This is a genomic window from Streptomyces sp. NPDC046465, from assembly GCF_040646035.1.
Taxonomy (GTDB): domain Bacteria; phylum Actinomycetota; class Actinomycetes; order Streptomycetales; family Streptomycetaceae; genus Streptomyces.
Genome location: NZ_JBEYZK010000016.1, coordinates 85,065 through 100,228, shown reverse-complemented (window position 1 = coordinate 100,228; position 15,164 = coordinate 85,065). Strand labels below are relative to the sequence as shown.

The 15,164-nt window shown below is 71.4% G+C and carries 17 protein-coding genes; 7 read left to right on the top strand and 10 right to left on the bottom strand.

Annotated features, from left to right (window positions below; translation table 11 throughout):
* Positions 1–37 precede the first annotated feature (37 nt).
* Entirely contained in the window at positions 38–1,258 is a 1,221-nt protein-coding gene (locus ABZ953_RS25005; protein ID WP_361727519.1) for a saccharopine dehydrogenase NADP-binding domain-containing protein, read from the top strand.
* 12 nt (positions 1,259–1,270) lie between these two features.
* On the opposite strand, the gene ABZ953_RS25000 is transcribed toward ABZ953_RS25005, so the two are convergent.
* Positions 1,271–1,909: a TetR/AcrR family transcriptional regulator gene (locus ABZ953_RS25000; protein ID WP_361727517.1), complete on the bottom strand. Its 639-nt coding sequence runs from the start codon at positions 1,907–1,909 to the stop codon at positions 1,271–1,273.
* 100 nt (positions 1,910–2,009) lie between these two features.
* Here ABZ953_RS25000 and ABZ953_RS24995 point away from each other — a divergent pair, with 100 nt between their 5' ends.
* On the top strand, positions 2,010–2,402 hold the full coding sequence (locus ABZ953_RS24995) for a DUF6463 family protein (RefSeq protein ID WP_361727516.1): 393 nt from the start codon (positions 2,010–2,012) through the stop codon (positions 2,400–2,402).
* A gap of 69 nt (positions 2,403–2,471) precedes the next feature.
* On the opposite strand, the gene ABZ953_RS24990 is transcribed toward ABZ953_RS24995, so the two are convergent.
* Complete coding sequence (locus tag ABZ953_RS24990; protein ID WP_361727514.1) at positions 2,472–3,917, bottom strand: glyceraldehyde-3-phosphate dehydrogenase; 1,446 nt, start codon at positions 3,915–3,917, stop codon at positions 2,472–2,474.
* A gap of 27 nt (positions 3,918–3,944) precedes the next feature.
* Positions 3,945–4,676, bottom strand: coding sequence for an endonuclease V (locus ABZ953_RS24985; RefSeq protein WP_361727512.1), 732 nt, complete (start codon positions 4,674–4,676; stop codon positions 3,945–3,947).
* 160 nt (positions 4,677–4,836) lie between these two features.
* Here ABZ953_RS24985 and ABZ953_RS24980 point away from each other — a divergent pair, with 160 nt between their 5' ends.
* Both ABZ953_RS24980 and ABZ953_RS24975 read left to right on the top strand, forming a co-directional pair.
* Positions 4,837–5,352: a hypothetical protein gene (locus tag ABZ953_RS24980; protein WP_361727753.1), complete on the top strand. Its 516-nt coding sequence runs from the start codon at positions 4,837–4,839 to the stop codon at positions 5,350–5,352.
* 68 nt (positions 5,353–5,420) lie between these two features.
* The gene (locus ABZ953_RS24975) at positions 5,421–6,863 is read left to right on the top strand and encodes an SPFH domain-containing protein (protein WP_361727510.1); all 1,443 of its coding nucleotides are present in this window, start codon (positions 5,421–5,423) and stop codon (positions 6,861–6,863) included.
* Here ABZ953_RS24975 and ABZ953_RS24970 read toward each other — a convergent pair.
* From ABZ953_RS24970 to ABZ953_RS24945, 6 genes are all read right to left on the bottom strand, one after another.
* Entirely contained in the window at positions 6,835–8,133 is a 1,299-nt protein-coding gene (locus ABZ953_RS24970; protein ID WP_361727508.1) for a PP2C family protein-serine/threonine phosphatase, read from the bottom strand. The genes ABZ953_RS24975 and ABZ953_RS24970 overlap by 29 nt on opposite strands.
* Positions 8,130–9,134: a SpoIIE family protein phosphatase gene (locus tag ABZ953_RS24965; RefSeq protein ID WP_361727506.1), complete on the bottom strand. Its 1,005-nt coding sequence runs from the start codon at positions 9,132–9,134 to the stop codon at positions 8,130–8,132. Before ABZ953_RS24965 ends, ABZ953_RS24970 begins: the two co-directional genes overlap by 4 nt.
* Entirely contained in the window at positions 9,131–9,514 is a 384-nt protein-coding gene (locus ABZ953_RS24960) for an anti-sigma regulatory factor (protein ID WP_361727751.1), read from the bottom strand. The genes ABZ953_RS24965 and ABZ953_RS24960 overlap by 4 nt, the downstream gene beginning before the upstream one ends.
* Positions 9,515–9,617: 103 nt before the next feature.
* Positions 9,618–10,025, bottom strand: coding sequence for an STAS domain-containing protein (locus ABZ953_RS24955; RefSeq protein ID WP_361727505.1), 408 nt, complete (start codon positions 10,023–10,025; stop codon positions 9,618–9,620).
* Positions 10,022–10,903 carry an STAS domain-containing protein gene (locus ABZ953_RS24950; RefSeq protein WP_361727503.1) on the bottom strand — a complete coding sequence of 294 codons (882 nt, stop codon included), beginning with the start codon at positions 10,901–10,903 and terminating at the stop codon, positions 10,022–10,024. Before ABZ953_RS24950 ends, ABZ953_RS24955 begins: the two co-directional genes overlap by 4 nt.
* A gap of 263 nt (positions 10,904–11,166) precedes the next feature.
* A complete protein-coding gene (locus tag ABZ953_RS24945; protein ID WP_361727501.1) occupies positions 11,167–11,667 on the bottom strand; it encodes a MarR family transcriptional regulator in 501 nt (166 codons plus the stop codon).
* Between the two features lie 109 nt (positions 11,668–11,776).
* Here ABZ953_RS24945 and ABZ953_RS24940 point away from each other — a divergent pair, with 109 nt between their 5' ends.
* The 3 genes from ABZ953_RS24940 (at position 11,777) to ABZ953_RS24930 (ending at position 13,821) form a co-directional block, all read left to right on the top strand.
* The gene (locus ABZ953_RS24940) at positions 11,777–12,943 is read left to right on the top strand and encodes a PP2C family protein-serine/threonine phosphatase (RefSeq protein WP_361727499.1); all 1,167 of its coding nucleotides are present in this window, start codon (positions 11,777–11,779) and stop codon (positions 12,941–12,943) included.
* Between the two features lie 115 nt (positions 12,944–13,058).
* A complete protein-coding gene (locus tag ABZ953_RS24935) occupies positions 13,059–13,472 on the top strand; it encodes an ATP-binding protein (RefSeq protein WP_361727497.1) in 414 nt (137 codons plus the stop codon).
* A 49-nt stretch (positions 13,473–13,521) separates the two neighbouring features.
* The gene (locus ABZ953_RS24930; RefSeq protein ID WP_361727495.1) at positions 13,522–13,821 is read left to right on the top strand and encodes a YciI family protein; all 300 of its coding nucleotides are present in this window, start codon (positions 13,522–13,524) and stop codon (positions 13,819–13,821) included.
* A 42-nt stretch (positions 13,822–13,863) separates the two neighbouring features.
* Here the strand turns inward: ABZ953_RS24930 and ABZ953_RS24925 are convergent, their stop codons facing one another.
* Entirely contained in the window at positions 13,864–14,973 is a 1,110-nt protein-coding gene (locus ABZ953_RS24925) for an oxidoreductase (RefSeq protein WP_361727494.1), read from the bottom strand.
* Positions 14,974–15,164 lie beyond the last annotated feature (191 nt).

Below are 15,164 nucleotides of genomic sequence, written 5' to 3'. Positions count from 1 at the left end.
ACCCACGACTGCACTCGGAGCACGGCGGAAAGGTGCCATGACTGCCATGACCGGTGGTAACAGCAAGAGCCAGCAGAGCAAGAACAGCGACCGCACGTACGACATCGTGCTCTTCGGAGCGACAGGGTTCGTGGGGACACTGACCGCGGAGCATCTCGCCGCCCACGCCCCCGAAGGGGTGCGCTGGTCCGTCGCGGGGCGCGACACCACGAAGCTGGAGGCGCTGCGGGAGCGGCTCGCCGCCATCGACCCGGCGTGCGCCGAACTGCCCCTGGTCCACGCCGACGTGGCGGACCCCGCTTCGCTGCGGGAAATGGCCTCCCACGCGCGCGTGGTCGCCTCGACGGTCGGCCCGTACCTCACGTACGGGCAGGATCTGGTCGCGGCGTGCGCCGAGGCGGGCACGGACTACGTGGACCTGACGGGTGAGCCCGAGTTCGTCGACCTCATGTACGTGCGGCACGACGCCCGCGCGCGGGAGACGGGCGCACGGCTCGTGCACTCCTGCGGCTTCGACTCGGTCCCGCACGACCTGGGGGCCTACTTCACCGTGCGGGAACTGCCCGAGGGAGTGCCGCTGCGCGTCGACGGGTTCGTCCGGGTCGGCGCGCGGTTCTCCGGCGGCACGTTCGCCTCCGCGCTCAACCAGTTCGGGCGGGGGCCGCAGCTCCTTGCCGCCGCGCGGGACCGGAAGCAGCACGAGCCGCGCCTCGTGGGACGCAAGGCGTACGCCCCGCCGGGTGCGCCCCGGTACGCGGGTGAGGTCGGCGCGTGGGCGCTGCCGCTGCCGACGATCGACCCGCAGGTGGTGCAGCGCTCGGCGCGCGCCCTTGAGCGGTACGGGCCGGACTTCCGCTACCGGCACTACGCGGCCGTGAAGTCGCTGCCGGTCGCGCTGGGCGCCCCGGCAGTCCTCGGCGGCCTGCTCACGGCCGCGCAGCTGCCGCCCGTACGGCGATGGCTGTCCGGGCGGCTCAAGCCGGGCGACGGACCGGGCCAGGAGCGGCGGGCCGCGTCGTGGTTCTCGGTGCGGTTCGTCGGCGAGGGCGGCGGCCAGCGGGTATTCACCGAGGTCTCGGGCGGCGACCCCGGCTACGACGAGACGGCACGGATGCTGGGCGAGTCGGCGCTGTGCCTGGCCCTCGACGACCTGCCGCCGACGGCCGGACAGGTCACCACGGCGGCGGCGATGGGCGACGCGCTGATCGAGCGGCTGCGCGCCGTGGGGCTTACGTTCCGGGTGGCGTCGGTGCGGTAGCGCGACAAGCCCTCATCCACCGGTACGACGCCGACCCCGCACGGTGACGTGCGGGGCGGCATCGTGCTCCGGCTGCGCCCGGTGCCCGCCGGGGCGGGCCAGCTCGGCGATCAGATGCTCCAGTGCGGCGGTGCCAGTGGTGGCGACCTCGGGAACGATGTCGCCGGCAGAACGGCGCAGTTCGAGCCATCCGAGGTAGGCGGCGTAGGCCGCGACCGCTTGGCGCCGGGCCGGTGCGGCGGTCAGGCCCAGGTCGACGTAGAGGTCGGTGAGGTAGGCGATCCGCCGGTCGGTGACCCGGCGCAGGGTCGGGGCGACGGCGGGGTGGTCGGCGTGGGCGACGATCGCGGGCTCCAGGCCGTTGATGTCCTGCTCCCCCAGCGCGGTGGTGAACAGGACCGTCAATCGCTGCCGGGGGTCGGTGATGTCGCCCAACTGTGAGATCAGGGCGGTGGTGTTGCCCTCCTCCCACGCTTCCAGCGCGGCCGTCAGCAGAGCGTCGCGATCCTTGAAGTGCCAGTAGAAGCTGCCCCGGGTCGCCCCCAGCTCGCCCGCGAGTGCGTTGACCGACACTGCGGCGACTCCGCCGCGGGCCATCGCACGCAGCGCCGCGGTCGACCAGTCCTGAGGTGTGAGGTGCTCTCTCGCCATGACCGTACAGTACTGTATGGTCCCTCCATACAACGGTGTATGGAGTCGTCGCCGGTGCCGTCAGGAAGCTCAAGGGCCGCGAGAAGCAAGGACGTTGACAATGATCCGGTTGATACCCCGCCTGGTGATCGGGCTGTCAGCAGTGCACTTCGCGGTCGGCCTGATCGCCTCAAGAACCTTCGACGACATGGCGCGCGACGGATTCTGGAACGCTGCCACCGGAACACCGCAGCGTGAGTACGAGATGTGGTTCTTCCTCGCCGGGTTCGGTCTTCTGGCCCTCGGCACCCTCAGCGGGCGCGTCGTCCGTGACACCGGCAGGCTCCCGGCACAGCTGGGCTGGTATCTGCTCGCCATCGGCGTGCCGCTCCAGGTTCTCTATCCCGTATCCGGCGCGCCCGGACTGATCGTGCTCGGGGTGCTGGCCCTGGTCGCAACCCGACGGGCTGCCGGAACTTCTTCCGAGAACGCCGCCACGGCACCGATCCGGTGAGGATCGATGCCGTGGCGGCGCGCTGTTCGTGCCGGATCGCGTTCGACCGGCGCGGAACCTACCGGCGGATCAGAGCACCGGCACCGGGTAGGTCGGGTACTCCACTCCGGAGACGTGCTGGACGACCCGGATGACCTGGCACGAGTAGCCGAACTCGTTGTCGTACCAGAGGTAGAGGATCGCGTTGTCGCCGTCGACCTTGGTGGCGCCGGCGTCGATGATCGAGGCGTGGCGCGAGCCGATGAAGTCGTTCGAGACCGCGTCGGGGGCGCTGGTGAAGTCGATCTGGCGCTTGAGCGGCGAGGTCAGCGACACGTTGCGGAGGTGGTCGAGGACCTCCTCGCGGGTGGTCTCGCGGCCGAGCCGCAGGCTGAGGATCGCGATCGAGACGTCCGGGACCGGGACGCGGATCGAGCTGCCGGTGATCGGCGCCTTGAGGTCGGGCAGCGCCTTGGCGACGGCGGAGGCGGCGCCGGTCTCGGTGATGACCATGTTCAGCGGCGCGGAGCGGCCGCGGCGGTCGGCCTTGTGGAAGTTGTCCAGAAGGTTCTGGTCGTTGGTGAACGAGTGGACGGTCTCCACGTGGCCGCGCACGACGCCGTACTCGTCCGCCATCGCCTTCAGCGGCGGCACGATCGCGTTGGTGGTGCAGGAGGCGCAGGACAGGATCTGCTCGTCCGGCTTGATCGTGTCGTGGTTCACGCCGTGCACGATGTTCGGGACGTCGCCCTTGCCCGGCGCGGTGAGGACGACCTTGTCGATACCCGGGCGCAGGTGCTCCGAGAGGCCCTCGCGGTCGCGCCACTTGCCGGTGTTGTCGATGAGGATGGCGTCCTTGATGCCGTACGCCGTGTAGTCGACCTCGGACGGGTCGTTGGCGTAGATCACCCTGATCTCGTTGCCGTTGGCGACGATCGTGCTGTTCGCCTCGTCGACGGTGATCGTGCCCTGGAACTGGCCGTGGATGGAGTCGCGGCGCAGCAGCGAGGCGCGCTTGACCAGATCCTGCTCGCCGCCCTTACGGACGACGACGGCGCGCAGCCGGAGGCCGTTGCCCGAGCCGGACTTCTCGATGAGCAGGCGGGCGACGAGGCGTCCGATGCGGCCGAAGCCGTAGAGGACGACGTCGCGGCCCTCGCGGCACTCGATCTTGTTCTCACCCGTGGCGCCGGAGACGGCCTCGGCGGTGAACTCCGCCACCGACAGACCGCGGTCGTCGGCGCGGTACGTCGCGGCGAGCATGCCGAGGTCGATCTGCGAGGGGCCGAGATCGAGGGTGGTGAGAGCCTGCAGGAACGGCAGCGTCTCGGTGACCGAGAGCTCCTCGCCGGCGATCTGCCGGGCGAATCGGTGGGTCTTCAGAATGCTGACCACCGACTTGTTCACCAGGGAGCGGCTGTGCAGCAGGACCGTGACGTCCCGCTCGCGGTGCAGCTTCCCGATGATCGGGATCATCGACTCCGCGATCTCCTCACGGTGCTTCCAATTGGTGAACGAGTCGTCATTGACAGTCACAGGAGTATCTTTCGAGCTAGGCGGCGCTCATATGCTAACTCGCCCGTCATTTGATCGTTCAACCCGGTGCCCCGCGCACGCCTCGCGCAGCGCCGAGCGGCACAGGGCGTCCGCGCGGCGGGTGGATTCCGGCAGCCGGAAGCGAGGCGTGAGGCGCAGGGTGTGCTCGCAGGCGTTGGCCAGACCCACCCGGTGGCCCACCGAGACGAAGACCGGCTTCACGCCCTCCCGCGTACGCAGCGCACGGCCCACCTCCTCCGCGCCGTCAAGCAGCGGCGCCGCGCTCCCCCGCGCGGCGGCCGGATCCTCGTACGTGAAGGTGAACGGGTTCTTCGCGACGCCCATCGTCGCAAGCCCCGTCAGCACTCCGAGGTGGCTCGCGAGGCCGAAGCGTCGGGGGTGGGCGATGCCGTAGCCGTCACAGACGACCAGGCCTGGGTCGGCCCGCAGACCGGCGAGCGCGGCGAGGACCGTCGGGATCTCACGGAAGGCCAGCAGGCCCGGCACGTAGGGGAACGCCACCGTGCCGACCGCCGTCGACTCCTCGACCACGTCGAGCGTCGCGGCATCGAGGACGACGACGGCCGCGGCGACGACGTCCCGCTCGTCGTCGTAGGCGACGTCCACCCCGGTCACATGGCCCGTGCCGGGCTGCGGGCCCGTCTCATCGAGGACGACCCGGGCGCGCAGCTCGTCCTGGACGGCGCGCGCCGCCCGCTCGTCGGTGGGCCAGTCGGAGGGCATGGTGTAGCTGGTCATCGTGCGGGGCAGCCTAGTGGGCCGCCCATTGCCCCCTCCCCTGCCGACCGGCATCAAAGACGCGTAAAGATTGCCAGGATCCGGCAATGTGCCGACCGTGCCTGTCATGTCACCATCGCCCCGTACCGAGGTGAACGGCACGGACGGGGGAAGTGATCCGATGACGGTGTTTCTTGGTCTCGGCATCGCCGGGATCGTGCTGCTCGCGCTCTCGCTCGCCCTGGACGGCGTGCTCGAAGGGCTCTTCGGCGGGGCGGGCGCCCTGGACGGGGTCTTCGACGGGCTCCTTTCACTGCCCGTCGTGGCCGGGTTCGTCTCGATGCTCGGCTTCGGCGGAGCGCTCGTCCTCGGTACGACCGGGCTCGGCGCGGGCCCCGCCGCCGTCGCGGGTGCCTGCGCCGGAACCGGAGCGGGCTGGGTGACATGGAAGTTCACCCGGGCCCTGATGCGTGACCAGACCGCCCGTACCCCGCGCGGCGACGACCTCGTGGGCACGGCGGGCTTCGTGGTCACCGCGATCCCGGCCGACGGCTACGGCGAGGTGCTGCTGCGCCTCGCGGGCCAGCCCGTGAAGTTCGCGGCCCGCAGCTCCGCCGCCGTGGCGCGGGGCACCGAGGTCTGGGTCGACGCGGCGCTGTCGCCGACCTCGGTGGCCGTGCGGCCCGTTCAGCGCTGACCCACGCATCGACCGCACCACCTCACGTAACCGATCTGCCGTCCCCGGGTGGCAGGGGGGAATGCACCATGAGTCCAGTCCTGACCGCCGTCATCGGAGTCGTCGTACTCCTCGTGCTGTTGGCGCTCGTCGTCATCACGCGCTACAAGGTCGCCGGGCCCAGCGAGGCCTTCATCGTGACCGGGCGGCGCGGCAAGAAGTCCACCGATCCGGACACCGGCCGGGTCATGACCGACAACAGCGGTCAGAAGGTCGTGGTCGGCGGCGGCGTCTTCGTCGTGCCGTTCGTGCAGCAGAAGTTCACCCTCGACCTGTCCTCGCGGCACATCCCGGTCGCCGTGCGCGGTGCGGTCACGCTGCGCGGCGTGAAGGCGAACCTCGAAGGCGTCGCCATCGTGAAGGTCGGCGGCACCGAGGACTCGATACGGGCCGCGGCCCAGCGTTTCCTGGTGCAGCAGAACGGCATCGTCGGCTTCACCCAGGAGGTGCTCTCCGGCGCCCTGCGCTCCATCGTCGGGCGGATGTCGGTCGAGGACATCATCCGCGACCGTGCCGCGTTCGCCGGTCAGGTCGCCGAGGAGGCCGAGGCCAGCCTCTCCGGGCAGGGCCTGGTCCTTGACGCCTTCCAGATCCAGGACATCACCACCGAGGGCTCCTACCTGGAGGACCTCGGGCGCCCCGAGGCCGCCCGCGCCAAGCAGGAGGCGGACATCGCCGAGGCGGTGGCGCGGCGCGCCGCCGAGCAGGCGCGGCTGAAGGCCGAGGAGGAGATCGCGATCGCCCAGCGGACGTTCGCGCTCAAGCAGGCCGAGATCAAGGCCGAGACGGACGAGGCGGCGGCGCGCGCCGGCGCCGCGGGGCCGCTCGCCGAGGCGGCCAGGCGCCAGGACGTCCTGTCCGAGCAGGAGAAGGTCGCCCAGCGCCAGGCCGCCCTGACCGACCGGGAGTTGGACACCAAGGTCCGCAAGCCCGCCGACGCCGCCCGCTACCAGGCCGAGCAGGAGGCGGAGGCCCGCAGGATCGGCCTGGTCAAGCAGGCGGAGGCGGACGCGGAGCGGGCCCGGCTCACCGGTGAGGGCGAGAAGGCGCACCGTGCCGCGCTCGCCGACGCCGTACGCCTGGAGGGTGAGGCGGAGGCCGCCGCGATCGGCGCGAAGGGCTCCGCGGAGGCTGAGGCGATGCACAAGAAGGCCGACGCGTTCACGCGGTACGGGGACGCCGCCGTCCTGCAGATGCTCGTCGAGGTGCTGCCGAGCGTGGTCGCCAAGGCGTCCGAGCCGCTCAGCGCCGTGGACAAGATGACGGTGATCTCGACGGACGGGGCGAGCCAGCTGTCCCGCACGGTCGCTGACAACGTCGCCCAGGGCGTCGAACTCCTCAACTCCACCACGGGAGTCGACCTCGCCGAGCTCCTGAAGAACCTCACCGGCGGCAAGGGCCTGACCGGTGGAAAGGCACCGGCCTCCGCCCCCGCCACCGCCGTCAACGGTCGGATCGAAGTGACCGACTAGCACCGCCGATCCCCGTACCGATCCCCGTACGCCGCACCGCGATCGCCAGGGTGTCGTCCAGGTGCAGCACATCGCTGAGCAGGTCCTCGGCCAGCAGGCCGGGGACCTGCTCCGTCGGTCGCGTGCGGTGGCGGCACAGGGCTTCCTTGAGCCGGGCCTCGCCCTCGATGGGGTCCCGACGGCTCTCGGTGAGGCCATCGGTGTAGAGGAGCAGCACGTCGTCGTCCTGCATGGTCGTGGTCAGGACGCGGTCGCTGCCGGGCAGTGGAAAACCGATTCCTCGCCCGCGCACCTCCAGGTACGTCGCGCTGCCGTCCGCGTGCGCGAGCAGGGCCGGGGGGTGGCTGCCGTTGGCCAGCGAGAGCGTGCCGGTCGCCGGGTCGAGGCGGGCGAGCAGCAGGGTGGCCATGACGTTCTGGTCGAAGGGCGCCAGGATGGTGTCGGTCCGCGCCACGATGCTCTCCAGCGGGTGGCCTTCGAGCGCGAGGGTGCGCACCGCGTGGGTGACGGTCAGCGCGGTACGGGTGCTGGTGATCCCGTGCCCGATCGCGTCGACGACGGTGATGTGGACCGTTCCGTCCGGCAGGGTGAACCAGTCGTAGAGGTCTCCGCCGGTGGGCGCGTCGTCGCTGGCCGGGGCGTAGTGCACGGCCAGTTCGAGGCCGTCGACGTGCAGCGGCCTGGGGCGCAGCGCGTCCTCAAGGGCGCGCAGGGTGCGGCCGTGCGCGGTGCGCAGCTGCTCGTCGCGCTCTTCGAGCTGCACGTACAGGGCGAGGACGCCGCTGTTGGTCTCGGCCAGTTCGTGCTTGAGCCGCTGGTGTTCGCCCGCCAGGGTGTCGGCGCGGGCCAGCGCGGCCCGGAGCTCCTCCTCGAGGAGGGCGACGTCGGACTGGCCGTGCTGCGCCGCCGCGGCGGGGGTGAGCGGCGCCCGGTTCGCCGGCCGGCCGCCGGACGGCAGGGGCAGGTTCCACACGAAGGTGCCGTCGGGCTGGGTCCGCGCGCGCAGCGGCAGGCGGTCGGTCGCCACCTGCGCGCCGGTGCACTGGTGCGGCAGGCGCAGGGCGAGGGTCAGCAGGTGAGCACCGTCCTCCCGCGTCTCCCGTCCGCTGAGCAGGGTGACGGGACGGCCGCCGCCGAGGGCCGCGGCCGCCACCTCGCTCAGGGACAGGACGAGGCGTGCCCGTTCGTCGGCGGGCAGCCGGTGCCCCAGGGCGATGCTCCGTACGGTGTGCCGCAGAGCCTTGAGCGTACGGAAGGTTTCGCGGGTCATCTCATTCCCAGGTGCGGGCCGAGGGCAAGGACGGTGGCGTCGTCACGACGGCGGCGGTGCGTGTGGGCCAGGGAGGCCGCGAGCAGCATCGGGGGCAGCGTGAGGCGCGTGTCGGAAGGGGTGTACGTCCACCGGTGGTCGATCCCGTCGGTGTACAGGACCAGGGTGCTGCGTTCGGTCAGGTCCACGAACTGGCTCCTGGGCGTGGGCAGCGTGTAGCCGACGATGCCGGCCTGTCCGTTGAGCTGGTGGTGGACGCCGTGCGGGGCGACGGCCGCGGCGCGGACGTTGCCGATCCCGCAGAACTCGGCGCGGCCGCCGGTGACGCGCAGGGCGGCCACGGCGGCGCCGCGCGTGTGGCGCAGTGCCTTGTGCAGTGCGGTGATGAGGTCCCCGAGCGGGGCGACGGGGTTCGCCAGGAAGGTGCGTTCGGCGCGCTGGGCGGCCGTCGCCGCCTCGGGGCCGTGGCCGAGGCCGTCGATCACGAGCGCGGTCCGTACGCCGTCGTGATCGGCGACCGCGTATCCGTCGCCGCTCTCGTCCTCCCCGTCAGCGGGCAGGCAGAGCGCCCCAAGGGCGGCGGGGGTGCGCGGCGCGTCCGGTTCGGCGAGGCGGGCGTGGGCGAGCGTGCCGAGGCCCGCGTCCGAGCGGATGGCGAAGTCGGTGGCGATCCGGCGCGCGGCGCCCAGGCCCGCGCCCATCGTCTTGGTGGTGCTGTACCCGTCCGTGAGGCTCAGGCCGATGTCGGGCATGCCGGGGCCGCTGTCGACGGCGATGACGTCCAGGCTGCCGCCGAGGGGCGATCGCTGGACGAACAGGGCGCCGTTCTTGGCGTGCTTGAGGATGTTGCTGGCCAACTCGCTGGCGAGCACGGCCGCTTGGTCGGGCAGCGCCCCGGGCATGCCGCGCGCGACCGAGCGGGCCCGGTCGGCCGCGCTCTGCACAGCGCTCGGATGGTCTATGGCGATGTGCAGGGTGCGCGCCGCCGCCCAGGCGTTCACCGTCGTCCGTTCCAGCGCACGGCGGTGATGGTCGTGCCCCGGCCGGGGGTGGACTGCACCGTGAACTCGTCCATGAGGCGGCGTGCGCCGCCCAGGCCGTGGCCGAGACCGGCGCCGGTGGTGTAACCGTCGGTGAACGCCCGGTCGAGATCGGCGATGCCCGGCCCCTGATCGCTCACCGTGAGGCGCAGCCCCTGGCTCTCGCCCTGGCCGATGATCTCCAGGCTGAGGGAGCCCCCGCCGCCGTGCACATAGGCGTTGCGGGCCAGTTCGCTGGCGGCCGTGACGATACGGGTCTGGTCCACCAGGCCGAAACCGGCCCGCAGCGTCGCTTCCCGTACCGCGTGGCGCACCGAGAGCAGGTCCTCCTCGGCTCGGATGGCGTGCTCGTCACGGCCCGCCGGCCGGCTCGCCGACGACCGCTCACCGCGGGCGGGGGCGGGGGCGGGGGCGGGGGCGGGGACGGCAGGTTTGTTGTCGAGGTCACCGTAGAGGGACAACTGGGCTCCCCTCGGGTGATCGCGAGGCGGGCTGCCAACCCAGCGCGATCATCCCCTGCTCCGCGTTGAGCGTGGTCTCCACGCCGGACAGCTGCAGTCCCAGTTCCACCAGCGTTATCGCGACCGCCGGTCGCATGCCGGCCACTATCACCCGCGCCCCGAGGAGCCGCGCCGTGGTCGTCAGCTCCATCAGGGTCCTGGCCACGAAGGAGTCGATGATCTCCAGACGCGAGGTGTCGATCAGGATGGCGCGCGCACGGTCGGCGACGATGCGCTCCGTGAGCTCCTCGGTGAAGGCGAGCGCCGCCCTGTCGTCGAGCTCGTTCAGGAGGCCGGTGACGAGGACGTCGCCGAGTCGCAGGATCGGTACGCCGCTCAAGCCGCCGCTCACCGCGCGTCCGCGAAGGAGGACCGCTGCTCCGACTGGTCGGTGAGCAGGGGAATGGCGGCGGCGAGGGCGTCGGCCAGCGTCGCGCGCGTCAGGATGCGCGAGAGGTCGATGCCGAGCTGGGCGATGGTCTGGGCGATCGGCGGACGGATGCCGCTGATCACGCAGTCGGCACCCATCAGCCGTACGGCGTTGACCGTCTGCATCAGGTGGTGCGCCACCGCGGTGTCCACCGTGGGCACGCCGGTGATGTCGATGATGGCGACCTGCGCCTCGTCCCGCTCGATGGCCTCGAGCAGGTTCTCCATCACGACCTGGGTGCGGGTCGTGTCGAGCGTGCCGATCAGCGGGACGGCAAGGACCCGGTCCCAGATGCGCACCACCGGAGTGGACACTTCGAGGAGCTGGCGGTTCTGGCGCCGGATGATCTCCTCGCGGCCCTCGACGAAGATCTCGAAGGACTTGGCGCCCGCGGTGTCGAGGAGGCGGTTGATGAACAGGGCCGCCTGGTAGAGCGCGGTGACGTCACGCGTCTCGTACTGCACCGCTTCCAGCAGCGCTTCCTTGAGGGTGAGCACGGCCATGTAGGTGGCGGAGGCGGAGGCGCCTCCCCTGGCACGGCGCAGCGAGAGGTCGGCGATGGCCTGCCGGAGGCCTTGGTGTGAGGCCACGACCTGCTGCACCGGATAGTCGGTTTCCAGGCCGGCGAGCAGCGTCTCGACCAGGGAGTCGGCTTCCTCGTTCAGTTCGGCCTCGGTGATTCCTGTCTCCAGGACCGCCTGTGCCGACTGGAGCTGTACCCAGCGGTCGGCGACCTTCTCCCCCTGCTCGCGCAGGGCGGCAATGACGCGCGACCGGGCCTCGGGTTCACTGGTGTTCATTCCATCCACCTTAGCAATTGTTGTCGCACGGCAAATGTTAACCGGTCGACGATCTTCCGAAGGCAGAGGCTACGACGCGTCAACTACTCGATTCAGCGGCACCGTTGGCGTCGCGATCCGGCCACTCGTCGGACCATGACGCCTCATTCACCCGAACCTCACAGCTCTCGGTTCTTCACGATCGTCTGCGTGTACCTGGATACGCCCGATGTAAACCCGCGAACGGGCACCGCGCGGTCCGCGACGTCGTGCCGCTCAGCGCGTCAGGCGAGCTCCGCCGCACGGCCGCCCACCGGGCCCGGCCTGGGAGTGGTGCACTCCACCGCGTCGTGGAAGCCGCTCAACCCCTTCACCAGGGCCGAGCGCTCCGCGGGCCGCATGGCCGAGATGGCTTCGAGCAGCGCGCTTTCCCGGCGGGCCCGCAGTTCGTTGAGGTAATTTTCTCCCCGGCTCGACAAGCTCAGTTCGAGCTCTCGGCGGCTGACGGAGCTGAGGGACCGCTCGATGAAGCCCAGGGCGTGAAGGCGGTCACACATACGGCTCACCGACGACGGCGTCGACCCCAAGTACTCGCCGAGGGTGCGGAGATTGATCCCCTGAGCACCGTCCAGGGCGTACAGCACGCGCAGCTGTGACGACGACACCGGCGCTGTCGGCGTGATGTCCCTGCCCCTGCTCCACAGCACCTCGAGCAGTTCGATCACTTCCCGGGCAGCATGCGCGGCCGCATCCTGCTTGCCCCCGACGGAAGTCTCAAAATCCATGCCTCCAACTGTGACACTTCGCAATGACCCTGTCAGTCGCTGAGGCATGGCAGGCCCACGGCTCCTTCGCAAGCTCTCATCCCGAACCGGAACAGGTGGTATCAGACAGGTGGACAGATTCACGGCCGTGGAACGTGCTCTGCGCAGATCCGCACCGCACGCTCTCCTCGAAGCAGTGCGGGAGGCGCTCGCTGTTCACTACGCGGCCGACTCCGCCGATCTGCTCATGGCCGACTACGCGATGACCATACTCCAACCGGTCAACGCCCTTCCGCTTACCGCGACTCCCGTTCCGGTCCACACCAGCGCGCCCGGCCGTGCGTTCGGGGCCCAGGAACCGTACGTCGAGCCGGACGGCCCCGCGGACCTCACCACCGTCCATCTCCCCGTGACCGTACGGGGAGACCGCATCGGCATCCTCACCGTGCACCTCCCCACCCGGGCCTGCGACCCGGCCACCGTGCGCGAACTCGCCGACGTGGCCGAGGTCCTGGGCCACGCGATCGTGGTGGCCGAGCGCGACACCGACCTCTACCTCCAGGCCCGGCGGGCCGAACGGCTCACCCTCGCCGCCGAGATGCAGTGGCAGTTGCTGCCCGGCCGCTCCTGCTCCCGCCCCGAGTACGAGATCGGGGCCCAGCTCGAACCGGCGTACGCCATCTACGGCGACAACTTCGACTGGTCGACCTCCGCCGACCACCTCACCCTCACCGTCTCCAACGGGATGGGCAAGGGCATCGAGGCCGCCCTGCTCACCAACCTGGCCGTCAACGCGATGCGCAACGCCCGCCGTGCCGGACTGTCCCTGGTCGACCAGGCCTGCCTGGCCGACCAGGCCGTCTACGGCCATTTCCAGGGCGCGGCCCACCTCTCCGTACTGCTTCTGCGCTTCCATCTCGGCACGGGAGAGACGGAGATCATCGACGCGGGCTCGCCGACGATGTGGCGGATGCGCGACGGCAGGCCCGAGCCCGTCGACCTGGACGCGCAGCTTCCGTTCGGCATGTCCGAGGACACCCCGTACACCACCGAGCACTTCCGGGTCAGGCCCGGCGACCGCCTCCTGTTCGTCAGCGACGGCGTCTACAACACGGCGTCGCCGACGGGCGAGCGCTACAGCGAACGGGCGCTGAGCCGCGCGATGACCAGCACCCGGCTCCTGCCGCCCTCGCAGGTGCCGCGCGCGGTCCTTGGGGAGCTCGCGGGGTACCGCGGGCCGATCGACGCCGAGGACGACGCGATGGTCGTGTGCCTGGACTGGCGAGGGCGCGCCTGAGCGGAGTCCGGCGCTTCTCTTGCGCAACAGGGCGTTGAACCCGCCACTTTTCGGGCAGGAGTTCTCCTCGTACGGCCACCGTTCGGTCTGGCCAACCCGTTGAAGGAGGAGGCTCATGCGGACACAGCACATGGCACTCGGCACCGGACCGCCGGCCACGGCCACCTTCGACAAGAGCCCCGAGGCGGTCTCCGACGCGCGGGAGCTCACCCGCGGCTTCGTCGAGGGACTCAGCCCGGCCGTGGACGACCTGAACGCCGCGAGCATCGAGCTCGTCGTCTCCGAGCTCGTCACCAACGTGGTGCGGCACGCCCGCGGCGCCCTGTGCGCGCTGCGCCTGCACGCCCAGAACGACGTCATCACGATCGCCGTCACTGACGCGGACCCGCGCCCACCGCTGCAGCGCGCCCCCGACCTGGAGGGCGGCACCGGCGGCTTCGGCTGGCCCATGGTCCAGCAGCTGGCCAGGGCCGTCGGTGTCACGCTCGATCCGACCGGCAAGACGATCCGCGCGGAACTGGCGAGGTAGTCCCCGGTCCCCCGGCAGGGCGGCCGCGGAGCCCGGTAGCCTCGCGATCATGTTCATTCTCGAATTGACCTACACCGCGCCGGTCGCCGCCGTCGACGAGCAGCTGGCCGCCCACGTCGACTGGCTCGACGAGCAGTACGAGGCGGGCGTCTTCATCGCCTCCGGCCGCAAGAACCCGCGCGACGGCGGCGTGATCATCGCCGTCGCGGACGACCGGGCGCGGATCGAGGAGCTCGTCGCGACGGACCCCTTCACACTGGCCGGGGTCTGCGAGTACCGCATCACCGAGTTCTACGCGACGAAGACGGCACCGGAGCTCGCCCCGTACCGCGAGCAGCTCCCCGCCTGACCGCTGCCGCTGCCGCTGCCGCTGCCCGCGACCCGTGCCCGGTCAGCCCCGCTCCAGGCGGGCGACGCGCCCCTTCTCCCCCGCCGCCCAGCAGCCCCGGTCCCGGGCACAGTCCACGGTGTCGTACGACCCCGTGTCGACCGTCCGCCAGCTCCGGCCGCCGTCCGTGGTGACGTCCGTGCCCGTCGGTCCGACGGCGAGGGCCGTGGAGCGGCTGTGCGGGAACCACGTCACGCCCGAGCGATAGGCGGGCGGCGGGCGCCCGGCCGGGTCCCAGTGGCGACCGCCGGTCCGGGTGACCGCCGCCGCCTTCAGTGAGGCCTGGTCGGCGCGGTAGTCGCCGCCGACCGCGATGCCGTGCGCACGGTCGCGGAACGCGAGCCCGAAGACGCCGCGGGCCGGGTCGCCCGCCGGGATCGGCGCGTCGGTGGCCGTCCAGGTCAGGCCGCGGTCGGCGGAGTGCAGGACGCGCGCCCGCGCCGCTCCGCCGGTGGCCAGCCACACGTCGCGCGGCCCCGAGCTCACCAGGCACTGGCCGCTCGCCGCGAAGCCGGCCTCGCCCTCCTGCGCGGCGGGCATGCCCGCGTTCGGCAGGACCTTCCAGGAGCGGCCGCCGTCGGCGGTGGAGAGAATGCGGTACTTGCCGTCGACCGGATCGCTCATCGCCAGGCCGTGGCGGCGGTCGAAGAAGGTCATGCAGTCGTAGAAGGCCTTGGCGTCGGTGTTACGGAAGGACTCCGTCCAGGTCGTGCCGCCGTCCTCGGTGCGCAGCACCCGTGAGGCCTCGCCCTCGCCGATGGCGAGCACCACAGCGCGTCGGCCGTCGAAGGCCTCGATGTCCCGGAATTCGAGACCGGCCGCGCCCGGCGGGGAGACTTCGCGCCAGGTCTTGCCGCCGTTCGAGGTCCGCAGGACGGTTCCCTTGGTCCCGGCCACCCAGGCGGTGTCCCGGCTGACGGCGGCCAGGCCGCGGAAGCGGGCGTCGGTGCCGCTGTCCCCCAGCTGCCAGCGCGGACTGCGGTCCGGGTGGTGTGCCGGGCCGTCCGCCCGCGCCGTGCCCGGCGCCGCGAGGACGGCCCCGGCGAGCGCCGCCCCGCAGAGTCCCGTGAGTATCGTCCGCCTCGTCGACTTCGTCTTCCCCATGCCCCTCATGGCGGCCGAAGCTAGCCGACGCGCGGAGGCTCGTCCAGATGGCCTGAAGGTGTCCCCCGTGCGACGGGCGCCGGGAACCGCGGGCGCTGCCACGGTGTCGCGGTGACAGAGGTCACTCGGTCCGACCCACTCTCCGTGTGCACGGATTCCGTCTTTCCGTCGTCTAGTCAAGTGCCGACCCAGTCGTCCAG

Coding starts and splice junctions, on each gene's coding strand:
- ABZ953_RS25005 (WP_361727519.1), top strand. CDS start 38: ATGACTGCCATGACCGGTGGTAACAGCAAGAGCCAGCAGAGCAAGAAC.
- ABZ953_RS25000 (WP_361727517.1), bottom strand. CDS start 1,909: ATGGCGAGAGAGCACCTCACACCTCAGGACTGGTCGACCGCGGCGCTG.
- ABZ953_RS24995 (WP_361727516.1), top strand. CDS start 2,010: ATGATCCGGTTGATACCCCGCCTGGTGATCGGGCTGTCAGCAGTGCAC.
- ABZ953_RS24985 (WP_361727512.1), bottom strand. CDS start 4,676: ATGACCAGCTACACCATGCCCTCCGACTGGCCCACCGACGAGCGGGCG.
- ABZ953_RS24980 (WP_361727753.1), top strand. CDS start 4,837: ATGACGGTGTTTCTTGGTCTCGGCATCGCCGGGATCGTGCTGCTCGCG.
- ABZ953_RS24975 (WP_361727510.1), top strand. CDS start 5,421: ATGAGTCCAGTCCTGACCGCCGTCATCGGAGTCGTCGTACTCCTCGTG.
- ABZ953_RS24970 (WP_361727508.1), bottom strand. CDS start 8,133: ATGACCCGCGAAACCTTCCGTACGCTCAAGGCTCTGCGGCACACCGTA.
- ABZ953_RS24950 (WP_361727503.1), bottom strand. CDS start 10,903: ATGAACACCAGTGAACCCGAGGCCCGGTCGCGCGTCATTGCCGCCCTG.
- ABZ953_RS24945 (WP_361727501.1), bottom strand. CDS start 11,667: ATGGATTTTGAGACTTCCGTCGGGGGCAAGCAGGATGCGGCCGCGCAT.
- ABZ953_RS24935 (WP_361727497.1), top strand. CDS start 13,059: ATGCGGACACAGCACATGGCACTCGGCACCGGACCGCCGGCCACGGCC.
- ABZ953_RS24930 (WP_361727495.1), top strand. CDS start 13,522: ATGTTCATTCTCGAATTGACCTACACCGCGCCGGTCGCCGCCGTCGAC.
- ABZ953_RS24925 (WP_361727494.1), bottom strand. CDS start 14,973: ATGAGGGGCATGGGGAAGACGAAGTCGACGAGGCGGACGATACTCACG.